Origin of the sequence: [Mycoplasma] gypis (assembly GCF_016924775.1) — a bacterium.
In the GTDB taxonomy this organism is placed as follows: domain Bacteria; phylum Bacillota_I; class Bacilli_A; order Mycoplasmatales; family Metamycoplasmataceae; genus Metamycoplasma; species Metamycoplasma gypis.
The window spans coordinates 334,973-347,808 of record NZ_JAFFTD010000001.1; the positions used below are offsets into that span (position 1 = coordinate 334,973).

Sequence of the window (12,836 nt, forward strand, 5' to 3'; positions counted from 1 at the left end):
AAAAAATTGCTTTAAATTTCTTTTTTTGTTTTTTGAAAAAAATTTTTGATATTAAAAAAATAATTTACCTTTTTTAAAATTTAAGTTTCTTAACGCTGGTAACTTTTTTAAAAAATCTTTAAAAAATATTTTCAAAAAAAATAAAAAATTTTTTTATTAAGTTTGTAATCTTGAGATTATGCGTTTTTTAGAAGCTTTTTTAGAAGAAAAAATAGATAAAAAATCAAAAAAAATAAGGAGCAATTATTCTACTCTTGTTTTTAAAATTGTCAATTTAAAAAATAAAATTTTTTTAGTGTAATTATTTTTGTTTATTAGTTTTTAAAAAATTATGATTTTGAAAAAAGGAAAAGAAAAAAGCAAGAACTTTGTCTTGCTTAATAAATTATTTTAATGGACTTCATTTTCAATTTTGAACTTCAGGGATATCAGTTCCGTTTTCACGAATAAATTGTTTGTGGTATGCTAGTTTTTCATCCATTTTAGCAATAAATTCTTCTTTGTTTGCCATATTTGTTGCAGATGCAATTGTTTTTGCAATATCAAAACGATCCATTTGACTCATTACTCTAATATCAAATGTTGTTGTAATATCTCCATTTTCACGGTACCCGTGTACATGAAGGTTGTGGTTTGTTCTTGTAAAGAAGATATCTCTAATTAAACCTTCGTATCCGTGGAATGCAAATACAACAGGTTTTGAAGTTGTAAAGATTTTGTTAAATTCTTCGTCTGTTAATCCTCTTGAATCAATCGATTGACTACGTAATCTTAATAAATCAACAACGTTAACAAATCTAATTTTTAGATTTTTATTTGCATCGTTAACTAAATTTAATGCTGCTAAAGCTTCAATTGTTGGTTCTGTACCACTTGATACAACAACAACATCAGGTTCTTCATTGTCTTTAACGTTTGAAGCTCAAGGAATAACTTTTAATCCTTCATTAACTAATTCTTTAGCTTCTTTTGCGCTAAAGAATTGATCTCTTACTTGTTTTGATGCAACAATTAAGTTAATAACATTTCTTTCAGTAAATGCTTTATCCATAACAGCTAATAATGAGTTTGTATCAGCTGGTAAGTATTCACGAATGTATTTAGCTTTTTTGTCCGCTAAGTGTCCTAAAATCCCTGGATCTTGGTGTGTATAACCATTGTGATCTTGTTGGAAAGCTGTTGAAACAGCCATGATATTTAATGAAGGATAATCATTTCTTCAATTAATTTCATCAGCTTTACGAATTCATTTCATGTGTTGAGTAATCATTGAGTCAACTACTCTTAAGAATGCTTCATAACTTGCAAAAAATCCATGTCTTCCTGTTAATACATAACCTTCTAAGAATCCTTCAGCTTGGTGTTCCGAAAGTTGACCATCAATAATTCTTCCTGAAGGTGAAACTCATTCATCAAGTTTTGAATCAATTCTTTCTAATCATTGACGATTAGTTACTTCAAAAGTTTTTGTTAAACGGTTTGATTTTGTTTCATCTGGTCCAAATACTCTAAAGTTGTCAGGGTTTAATTCGATTAACTCTTTAACATATCCCCCTAATTCAACCATGTCTTGAGCTTTAAGCTCACCTGGATTACTGAATTTTAATGCATATTTTTCTCATTGTGGAAGCACCATGTTTTTTGCATTTACTCCACCATTTGTAATAGGATGCATTGACATTCTTTTTAGTCCTTTTGGTGAAATTTGACGATATTCTTCTTTGAATTTTCCATTTTCATCAAATAGTTGTTCTGGACGGTATGAACGTAGTCATGCTTCTAATTTATCAACATGTTCTAATTTATCAGCACTTACAGGAATTGGAACTTGGTGTGATCTGAAGCTTCCTTCTAGTTGTTCATTATTTCATGTTGCAGGTCCTGTTCATCCCTTTGGAACTCTAACAACTAAAACTGGTCATGCTTGACGTGTTGCTTCTGAAGCAGATTTTTGACGTGCTTCTTTTTGAATTTTTTGAATTTTTTCAATTGCTTGATCCATTTTTTTAGCCATTAATGGGTGCATTTGTTTTGGATCATCGCCTTCAACAAAGATAGGATCTCAACCTAGTCCCTTAAACATTAATTCAAGTTCTTTGTCGCTTTTACGACTTAAAATGGTTGGGTTTGAAATTTTTCCACCGTTTAAGTAAAGAATTGGAAGGATAGCCCCATCAGTAACTGGGTTAATAAATGAATTTGAAAATCATCCAGCTGCTAAAGGTCCAGTTTCAGCTTCACCATCACCGATAACGGTTGCAGCAATAATATTAGGGTTATCTAAAATTGCTCCCATTGCATGACTTAATGCATATCCTAATTCTCCACCTTCATGAATTGAACCTGGAGTTTCAGGAGCAGCGTGTGATGCAATCCCCCCTGGGAATGAGAAGTTTTTGAATAGTTTTTGCATTCCTTTTTCATCTTGACTAATTTCTGGAAAAAGATCTGAATAACTTCCATCTAAATATGAGTTAGATACCATTACTTGTCCACCATGTCCTGGACCTTCAATGTAAAACATTTCTAAATCATATTTATTAATAACTCTATTAAGGTGTAAGTAAATGAAGTTTTGGCCAGGGATTGTACCTCAGTGACCAATTGGGTAAATTTTTACATCTTCTTTTGATAAAGGTTTTTTTAACAATGGATTATTTCTTAAATAGATTTGACCTGCAGATAAATAGTTAGCTGCTCTAAATCAAGCATCCATTTTGTCGAAATATTCGTTTGTTGAATAAATATCTTTTTTAAACATATGTCTCCTAAATTTGTGTTTTCTAGCTTATATATTTTACAATACTTCGTAATAATATCTAAGTATATAAATCTAATATATTTTCTAAAGGTTGATAACTTGCTTTGGTGCTAAAATTAAAACATAATGAAAAATACTAAAATTCAAATTCTTCGTGATAATAAAAACGATATTTTACAAACATATGAAGGACGTAAAAAAGTTCTTTTAAATTTAAAAAAATATTTAATCGAAAACGAAGAAAAAATTATCGAAGCATTAAAAAAAGATTTAAATAAATCTAATATCGAAAGTTATTTATCTGAAATTCAAATCACTATTAAAGAAATTAATTTATTAATAAAAAGATTAAAATGAGCAACAAAAAATCATAATGTGACTGGTTCTTTACAATATAAAAGTCAATTTTTGGTTAAAAATCAATATTTTTGAAAATTCATTCCTTTAGGAGTTATTTTTATAATTTCACCTTTTAACTATCCATTTAATCTTGCTTTTATACCTTTAGTTGGTGCAATTGCCGCCGGAAATAAAGCATTAATTAAAATCAGTGATAAAACTCCTAACGTCGCCAAGGTTACTGACGAAATTATTAACAACACCCTGCTAAAAGATTTATGTTTAACATTAACTCACAACGCAAGTGTCGAAGAAATTAATACAGAAATTGATTCAAAACCTGATTTAATTTTTTTCACCGGATCAAGTCGTGTTGGAAAAATAATTGATCAAAAAGCAGCAAAACTAGGAATTCAAACAATAATGGAATTAGGAAGTCCTTGTCCTGTCTTTGTTGATAAAAATGTTAATATTAAACTTGCAGCAAGAAGAATTATTTGAGCAAAAATGTATAATTCAGGACAAACTTGTGTATCACCAAATCATTTTTTTGTTCATAAAGATATTTATGATAAATTTTTAGATGAACTCAAAAAACAACTTTCAATACAATTCCCAAATATCAAAAGCAATACTCAATTTGGACAAATTATTGATGAACAACAACTTAAAAATATCCAAGCTTTCTTTAAAAATAACTTAAATTTTGAAATAAAAACACAAAAAAATAATAATTTAGCAATTATTCCAGAATTTTTAGAGTTAGATATCAATAATGAAAAACATCAAAATGCAATAAATTACGAAACATTTTGCAATATTTTTAATATTTTTAAAGTTAATGATTATAAACAAGCTCTTGAATACACTACAAAATTTAATGATGACGCATTAGCAAGTTATGTATTTAGCAACAATAAAAATGTTATGAATGAATATATACAAAAAACAAATTCCGGTTCATTAACATTTAATGATTGTTTAATTCAAGTTTCAAATTTGAAACTTCCTTTTGGTGGCATTAAAGAAAGCGGTCATGGAAGATACCGTTATAAAGCAAGTTATTACGCTTTTAGCTACATTCGTTCATTTGCTAACACAAAAGCCAAACATGATTTTTCTTCAAGATTTGCTCCTTATAATGAAAAGAAATGAAAATTCATAAAAAGGTTTGTTAAATAATGAAAACCAATATTTTTTGGTTAAGAAATGATTTTCGGTTTCGCGATAATACCGCTTTAATTAAATCATTAATTGATACCCAAGCTGAAAATAATAATTTATTAATTGTTTTTAACTTTGATGATGCTCTAATTAATTTTTCAACACATTCAACCAACTATTTCTTAAGTGCTTTAAAAGTTTTTGACAACGAAGTAATTTCAAAATTAAATACACAAATTTATTTTTCTCATTTAAATCCTGTAGAATGTTTTAAAACTTTAATAAATAAATTTCAAATCAACAAAGTTTATTGTAATGCTACAGAAAGAGGCTATGGTCTTTTTCGGGATTTAAGAGTCAATGACTTTTTAACCGAAAACAATATAAAATTTGTTCGATTAATTGATAAACACTTAACAAAAGTTACACAAATAAAATCAAATTCAGATACTAACTATGTTGTTTTTTCGCCTTATTTTAAAAAATGAAGTCAAGAATCGAAAAGAGAACCTCTTGAAACTGATGTTATTGAATTTAAAAGTTTATTTTTAAAAAATGATTTTATCAATGAAACTCAAATAATAAAAAATCATTTTTTTAACAAAATTGACAAAGATTTTAGTCAAGAATGTGGACAAAAACTTGCTTATGATAGACTGAATTATTTTATTAAAAATAATCTTCATAATTACCATTTAAAAAGAGACTTAATTAGCGAAAAAACAAGTGAACTTAGTCCTTTTCTAGCAACAGGACAATTAAGTATTCGTGATGTTTTTTGAAGCATTAAAAGAAGTGATGTACCAAATTTAGATAAAGAAAAGTTCTTCCAAGAATTATGTTGAAGAGACTTTTATAACATGATTCATTATTATCATCCGGACCAGCATAAACTAGAAATAAATAAAATGTTTCAAGAAATTCCTTGAAACAAGGATTACGAAATTTTTCAAAAATGAATTGATGGTAAAACCGGATTTCCGCTTATTGACGCAGCAATGCATGAATTGCAAGAAACAGGAAGATTACATAATCGTTTAAGAATGATTGTTGCAAGCTTTTTAGTAAAAGACTTGGGAATTGATTGAAGAATGGGTGAACAATATTTTCGAAAAACATTAATTGATTATGATAGTTCTTCAAATATTGGCTCTTGACAGTGATCTACTTCAGTAGGTACTGATGCTTGTCCATACTTTCGAGTTTTTAACCCTCATCTCCAATCTCTTAAATTAGATCCTGAAGCAATCTACATTAAAAAGTGATTGCCTTGTTTAGAAAAATTAGATAAAAAAGTTATTCACGATATTTATAACAAAAATAAAAAATATAAAATCAATACCAATGACTTCGCACTTGAAAAAGATTACTGTGAATTAATTGTGGATCATACAAAACAAAAGGAGAAAATAATTAACTTATTTAAAAGTTACATTAAAAAATAAATAAGTTGTTAAAATTAAGTTATGAAAGTAAATATTAAAAAATTAAAGGATAATTTAAATTTTTCATATGCACCATATTCAAAATTTAAAGTTTCAGCATTAGCTATTGATTCTCAAGGTAGAGAATTTTACGGAGTAAACTGTGAAAATATTGCTTATCCATCAGGTCTTTGTGCTGAAAGAAGCGCTTTGTTTTCAAGTGTTGTTCACGGAGCAGAAGTTGGAACATTTAAAGAAATTCATATCATCGCAACTTCTGAAGAACCAATTTATCCGTGTGCAGGATGCATTCAAGTAATGTGCCAATTTATGCAACCTGACTCAAAAGTATATTGCTATTCAAATGATGCTAAAATCGTTAATGAACACAAACTTAAAGAATTAATACCATATGGACTTTGACCAACATCAATAAAAGTTGGGTAATATGAAAAAATCAAACAAAAAATTTTCATTTTTACTAAGTGCATTATTAATCGGCGCTATTTCTTTTAGTTTTCCAGCGATAGCAGCTTCTTGCGATAAAAATAATAAAAATAGCAATTCAACAAATCAACCAGAACAACCAACAAACGAAAAAGACAAAGTCACAAAATGAATTGAAGACACAAATAATTTGGTTCAAAATAGCAAAATAATTAACACAAAACAAAAAGAATACCTAAACAAACAACTTGAATCGGTTTCTAAAATAGTAGAAAGACAATGAAAAGAACATCCTGAAAAATTTGTTTCTGAACAAATAATTAAACAATTGAATGAAAGTGTGGCTAATTTTATTAATTTAATCCTATTTGAAAACTTTGAAACACTAGGAATTTTTAGATACTTTGGTTTATACATCAATCAACAAGAAATGAAAAGTTTCATTGCTTCAAATGATGATCTATCACAAAGTTTTCAAAAAGCAATAATGGATTACGAAAAAATTATAAAAAATCCCGTTGATATTCTAAAATCATCAAGTCAAGATATTTACAAATTACTAAAAAATATTAGTGATTTTGATATTGAATTTATCAATAATTTATCATTAAAAAACTTTAAATATGGATCAAAAGAAGAACAAAATAAAAATGTATTTTTCTTTAATAATCAAGTAATTGATATTTTTGATGATTATCTAAAAAATGAAAATGGGAAATGAATTTTGAGCTTCGAAACTGATCATGGTTTATTTAAAAAAGAATTTGAAATTAATCAAACTGTTGTTGCTCAAAATATCTCAACATATAATTTCTTTAACTTCATCGGTGAAAATTCTCAAGCAAAAATTGTTGAAAATGATTATGTTGTAAGTGATGCTTTTAGTGACTCATTAATCTTTAATACAAATGAATTAATTGATGATGATTTTCAAGATGAAAACGAAAAAAGCAGTGAAATTGGAATATCTTCAATTTTTAAAAATGTTGATTTCAGTACACATTCAGTAATTTATCTTGCACATCAAATACCAAATTTAATAATTAACCAAAATACCCAAGAAATTTTATTAGTTTTTTCTAATCATTACAATTTTGAAAACAATGATTTTAAAACTCAAGATGCATTTTTTGTAAGTTATGTAAATGTTGAAAAACTTCCGAATATTTCACCTAATGTTCTTATTAATATTCCGCAAAACCAAGGTATTTATTTAGTTGTTGATAAAGAACAAGCTAAACATTTTGTTGAATATCAAAAATCTTTACTACAAAAAAATTAATAAAGCTAAGTTCAATATAAAATACATTTTTTCAATAAAAAATAATTTAACCGCTAAAAAATTCTTACTTTAAACTAGGACACAAAAAGTTTATAAAAAAAATACATCTGCACATATTATGCAGGTGTTTTTTATTTTAAATTTGACTGTATTTTTTCTTTATTATAATAATTAATAAAATCATAAATTGTTTCATCTAATTTTTGAAGAGTTAATAAATTAATTTTTAAATTAGATAATAACTCTATTTACAAAATTGTAATCAGAATGAATTATAAAATTCTTATCATTAAAATTAACTTCTTTAATAGAATCAATGACTAAGTATAAATCATTGTAAAAAAGATAACTTATAAACAACGATTGCTTTTGAATAATTATCAAATTCATCCAAAGATAGACATGATTTTGAATAGTATCTAATATCATTGATATATATAACATTCGTTAACTTTATATTTTTCTTAAAATACCGTTATGATCACAGGTCATTATATTTTTACAATTATAAGATACAATTTTTGATTTCTTTTATTTTTGCAACTACTTTAGTCAACCCACTTAGTTTTCACACTTCCAAATTTTTATCAACTCTTTCTCCTTACCTAAGGGTTAGCAAATAAAAAAATAAAATTTGTAAAAATGTTTTTTTATGACTTTTTATGTTTTTGTTATCAATAAAGCAACAAAAAAACATAACCATTTGGTTATGTTTTTAAAACTTATTAAGCGTTTTTCATTTGTTCTGCAACTTCTGCTGCAAAATCAACTGTTTTAACTTCAATACCCTCTCCAACTTCAATTCTGAATGATTCAACTAATGAAAGTTGGTGTTCTTCTAAGTATTTAGCAACTGTTTTTGAATCTTCCATAACAAATGCTTGGAATAGTAAGATATTGTGTTCGTCGTATGCTTTACGCATTTTTCCACTTAACATATCTTGTCTTACTTTTTCAGGTAATTTGTCTCATTTTGGATTTGATTTAACTGATTCTAAAGCATCAGCTTCGATTTGTGCTTTTGTTTCAGCAGGTAATTGTTCAGGTGAATCATAAGCTGGGTTTAAAGCAGCAACATGCATTGCAACATTTCTTGCAACATCAGCGTTGCTTCCTTTTACTAAAACAGCACTTGCGATACGGTTGTTTGCGTGAGTATATGTAGCAACAACTTCACCTTCAGCTGGAGTAACTTTAACTACACGACGTAGAGTAATTTTTTCTCCGATTTTTGCAGTAGCATCTGTAACTCTTTGAGCGATTGTTTCTGAACCAATTTTTAGTTCTAAAACATCTTCTAATGTTGAAAATTCATTTGTTAATAATGCATTTTCGATATCTTTAACTAATGTTTGGAATAATTCGTTTTTAGCAACGAAGTCTGTTTCTGAGTTTAATTCAAATAAAACAGCATATTTGTCGTTTTTAACGGCTTTAACAATTCCTTCAGCAGCGATTCTACCTGATTTTTTAGCAGCTTTTGCTACCCCTTTATCTTGTAGCCATTCGATTGCTTTTTCAATGTCATTGTTTGTTTCTTCTAGAGCTTTTTTACAGTCTAGAAAACCTGAATTTGTACGTTCACGTAATTCTTTAATTAATTTTGTATCAGCAGCCATTATTCTCCTCTTTTTTCTTCTGGATTTCTCTTTACAAATCTTCTTGGTTGGTCAGCATTTTCTTTTTTAGCATCTTCAGGTAAAACGATAGCTTCATCTGGTTGGTATGCAAATAATGCTTTTTGTCCACGTCCTGTTGCAATAGCATCAGCTAGGATTGTTAAAATTAAAGTAATTGATTTAACTGAGTCATCGTTTGCTGGAATTCCGAAATCTACTACATCTGGATCAGCATTTGAGTCTAAAATAGCAAATACTTTAACACCTTTTTTCTTAGCTTCTTTAATTGCAATTTCGTCTGCTAAAGGAGAAGCAACGATCATAACATTTGGCATTTTTTTCATGTTACGGATACCATTTAGGTTTCTTTGAAGTTTAGCAATTCTTTTATCAAAGTTTAAACCTTCTTTTTTGGTGTAACCTTTGTATCCTTCAGCTTGTTTAGCTTCTAATTCACCTAATAAGTTAACACTTCTAAAGATTGTATCTGAGTTTGTTAGTGTTCCCCCTAATCAACGTTCTGATACGTATGGTGAGTTAACTCTTTTAGCTTGTTCTTCAACAGCTTGTTTAGCTTGTTTTTTAGTTCCGACAAAGATAAATTGTGCACCTTTTGATGCTGCTCTTTGAATCATTTTGTATGCGTATTCTAATGATTTTTGAGTTTTAGCAATGTCAATAACGTGAATTCCTTGTCTTTTTTGGTATAGATAAGGTTTCATTTTTGGGTTTCATGCACTTGCACGGTGTCCAAAGTATGTTCCTGCTTCTAATAATTTATTTCTTGAAACAATTTCTTGTGTTTTTGCTTCGTTTTGAACTTTTTGTTCAACGTTTTTGTTTTCCATAAATTTTTTCCTTTTTGTTTTGTTAGTCTTCCCAAAATTTCTAAACGATGGAATCATATACGACACAGCCATCGCAATCCGTTTTGGTGCTTGGTTAATATTAATAAATTTCAGTACTATTTAAACATAAATAGTACATAAAAATTCTACCATAAACTCACATTTTTTTTGATTATATTTTAGGTTACTTTCGTCCAAAAAACCTAAAATAAAAAATTTTTATAAATTGTAGATACCAAAAACTCTATTTTTTTAAAATTTTGGGCATTAATAAAAAAATACATGTTGATATTTTTAAAAACAAGTGTAAAATAAGAATGAAAAAATTAAAAAATGGGTAAATTTTAAGCGCTTTTTTGATTTTTTCCAAATTTACAAGGTTGTGTATATAAGTAAAAATTTTCAAAAAAAACTTTCATCAACCTAACGAGTAACTAATATTTATTTTTTTTAAAAACCGAGTATCAAAAATCTAATATTAAGTTATTTTAAAAATATGTTTTGCAATATTAATTAAGCTTAGTAAAGACAATAAATTTAGTAAAATACAAATAAGTAATTAAAGGAGAAAATATGGATAAATTACATGAATCAGTATTAAACCGTGCTTCAGTGCGTCAATTTAGCGATAAAGAAATTCCTGCTGAATTAAAACAAAAACTATATGATGCAATATTTTATGCACCAACATCAAGTAACTGATTTTCATCAAGTGCAATTATTGTTACTGATAAAGAATTATTAGAAAGAATTGGAAACTCAAACCGCTTTGCAAAAGCGGTTAAAACTGCAAAAATGTTTGTTGTTTTTGTTGCTGATTTCAACAGAATGAATCTAGCTAAAAAACAATTCCCAGATGTTGAATACAATTCACATAGTTCAGAAGGATTTTTAGTAGCTGCTGGAGATTGTTTTATTCAAGCAACAATGCTTCAAGATATGGCAATTAGTAATGGACTTGGAACTTGTTTTTTAGGTTTAGTTAGAACAATGGTTCCTGAACTAATCAAAGAATTAAACATTGAAGGTCAAGCTTACCCAGTGATTGGTTTAGCAATTGGTTACCCAGATGAAGAAATTCACACAAAACCCAAACTAAACAGAATCTTCGAAAATAGATATGATATTAATTTATTAGATAAAGAAGCTACACAATACTCAACAAAATTAGAAAATCACTTCATGAAACTAGCGCCAGACAAAAAAGCTTACTCATACTATGAAGCAATGATAAGATCAGCTTCTAACTATCGTATGAATACTGATTTAATTGAACAAATTTGAGAATTAGAATTAAAAAATAAATAACAAAAAAGCAACATTATTATTTTGTTGCTTTTTTTAAATAAACATTTTTTCAAGCAAAGCTTTTTTGATTGTTTCTTGCTTTTGTTGTTTAAGTTTATAAAGTTGAATCAGTCTATCAAGTTTTTGAAAGAATGAACCAATTTTTTGTTGCTCTTCCGATAATGGCAAATTAATTATAAATTCTGAAAGCATACCAATAACTATAAATGGTATATTTCCTTTTTTTATTTTGTTTGAAATATATCTGATGAAAAAAGTTTGCATGTAATAATAGATAAAATTTATGTTTTCTTTGAAATTTGTAATAACATAAGTTCTTTGATAAGCATCAAAAAAACCTTGTGTTTTATGCAAATATCCAACATTTGCCCCATTACCAGCAACAGTAATAGAAGCATTAGTGAAAGAATATTTGTTAGTTTTATATACTTCAGTTCCACTTGTATAAAAATTATATTTTCCAAATAAAGAACGATTACTTGCATTTAATTTTCCTGTAAATATATCTGAAATAAACTTAAGTTTTATATTTCTAAAAGTATTTGAATATCCTATAAATCTTATTTCGGGTATTTTTTTATTATTTTCAGGAAACATTTTTTGTAGTAAACAATTCTTTAGTGAATCCATTTTCTCAATCTTTTTTTCAGTATTTTTCAGTAAAATGTCAATATTTTGGAATAGTGAACCAATTTTTTGTTGCTCAGTTTTGTCTTCTAAAAACATTATTTTCATGTCTTTGATCATATCTATTCTAATAGAATCTACTGTTACCTTCGCAGATTTATTTTTAATTTCATAATAAAAGTTTTTACTAAATAAATAGTAAAAATAAATTCCTAATATTTTATTAAAATTGGTTATTTTGTAGCATCGTTGATGTATGTCAAATTTTCCATTTATATAATGGAAAACCTTACCAATTTCACCATCACCAATAGTAATAACCGCTTCTTCATTAAATAAGAATTTTTTACTTTTTAAAACCTTTGAAGATCTTATAAAAAAGGGATAGTCACCAAAGTAATCAGCGTCTTGAGTATTGCTTTTTCCATTTTGTACTCTACAAAAATCTTTGATTTGCCCTTTTATTATCTTATATTTAGCATTATTAAATCTTATTTCTGGTTTACTATTCATCCCTACTCCTATAATCTACAATTATAAAAAATATTGCATTGGTTTTGCTAAAAAGTCCTAGAAAATAAAAAAATGGTGGAGATGCGGGGAATTGAACCCCGGTCCACGCAAAAACTTACTCTTAAGTACTACAGTTTAGTTTATTTAAAAAATACGCCATAAAAACTATAAATAAACAAAAAATCCTTACAGCGACGGTTGGGTAAGTCAATAAAATAAATACCGCATTTATTTTATCCGAGTCCTGACAACAGTTTTTGGTATCGGACATACCAAAACTGACTATTCTGCGTTAATTAAGCAAATAATAGGTTTGATTGACGATTTAACATGAATGTTGAAACTTCCATGTCTTTTTCTTCACTAGTTTTTCCGGTCATTGAAAGCCTAGAAGCAATTATGGTCTGCCACACCACTGCACTTTGGAGCTGCTCTTGCCTGTCGAAGCCATTACACCCCCATTTTTTATAATAAAATTATAACAACATTTTTTTAAAAAAACTA

9 protein-coding genes and 1 other RNA gene are annotated in these 12,836 nt (G+C 27.5%); 5 read left to right on the plus strand and 5 right to left on the minus strand.

Translation table 4 applies throughout. The features are described from left to right. Positions 1-385: 385 nt before the first annotated feature. Positions 386-2,761 (minus strand): phosphoketolase family protein, encoded by a 2,376-nt coding sequence (locus JV175_RS04350; protein WP_205498607.1) that lies wholly within the window; start codon positions 2,759-2,761, stop codon positions 386-388. A gap of 126 nt (positions 2,762-2,887) precedes the next feature. Between JV175_RS04350 and JV175_RS01485 the strand changes: the two genes are divergently transcribed. The 4 genes from JV175_RS01485 to JV175_RS01500 are packed head-to-tail and all read left to right on the plus strand — an operon-like array spanning position 2,888 to position 7,417. Then, positions 2,888-4,282 (plus strand): aldehyde dehydrogenase family protein, encoded by a 1,395-nt coding sequence (locus tag JV175_RS01485; protein ID WP_205498609.1) that lies wholly within the window; start codon positions 2,888-2,890, stop codon positions 4,280-4,282. Further along, positions 4,282-5,709: a cryptochrome/photolyase family protein gene (locus JV175_RS01490; protein WP_205498611.1), complete on the plus strand. Its 1,428-nt coding sequence runs from the start codon at positions 4,282-4,284 to the stop codon at positions 5,707-5,709. The genes JV175_RS01485 and JV175_RS01490 overlap by 1 nt, the downstream gene beginning before the upstream one ends. Positions 5,710-5,730: 21 nt before the next feature. Next, positions 5,731-6,135: a cytidine deaminase gene (locus JV175_RS01495; RefSeq protein WP_205498613.1), complete on the plus strand. Its 405-nt coding sequence runs from the start codon at positions 5,731-5,733 to the stop codon at positions 6,133-6,135. 1 nt (position 6,136) lies between these two features. Continuing rightward, positions 6,137-7,417 (plus strand): hypothetical protein, encoded by a 1,281-nt coding sequence (locus JV175_RS01500; RefSeq protein ID WP_205498615.1) that lies wholly within the window; start codon positions 6,137-6,139, stop codon positions 7,415-7,417. A 725-nt stretch (positions 7,418-8,142) separates the two neighbouring features. Here the strand turns inward: JV175_RS01500 and tsf are convergent. Both tsf and rpsB read right to left on the minus strand, forming a co-directional pair. Beyond that, positions 8,143-9,036, minus strand: a complete 894-nt coding sequence (gene tsf, locus JV175_RS01505) for a translation elongation factor Ts (protein ID WP_205498617.1) — start codon at positions 9,034-9,036, stop codon at positions 8,143-8,145. Beyond that, positions 9,036-9,884 (minus strand): 30S ribosomal protein S2, encoded by an 849-nt coding sequence (rpsB, locus tag JV175_RS01510; RefSeq protein WP_205498619.1) that lies wholly within the window; start codon positions 9,882-9,884, stop codon positions 9,036-9,038. Before rpsB ends, tsf begins: the two co-directional genes overlap by 1 nt. Before the next feature lie 573 nt (positions 9,885-10,457). On the opposite strand from rpsB, the gene JV175_RS01515 reads away from it, so the two are divergent. Continuing rightward, the gene (locus tag JV175_RS01515) at positions 10,458-11,192 is read left to right on the plus strand and encodes a nitroreductase family protein (protein ID WP_205498621.1); all 735 of its coding nucleotides are present in this window, start codon (positions 10,458-10,460) and stop codon (positions 11,190-11,192) included. Positions 11,193-11,225: 33 nt separating this feature from the next. Here the strand turns inward: JV175_RS01515 and JV175_RS01520 are convergent, their stop codons facing one another. After that, a complete protein-coding gene (locus JV175_RS01520) occupies positions 11,226-12,332 on the minus strand; it encodes a restriction endonuclease subunit S (RefSeq protein WP_205498623.1) in 1,107 nt (368 codons plus the stop codon). A 73-nt stretch (positions 12,333-12,405) separates the two neighbouring features. Beyond that, positions 12,406-12,792, minus strand: a transfer-messenger RNA (tmRNA) gene (gene ssrA, locus JV175_RS01525). Between the last annotated feature and the right edge of the window lie 44 nt (positions 12,793-12,836).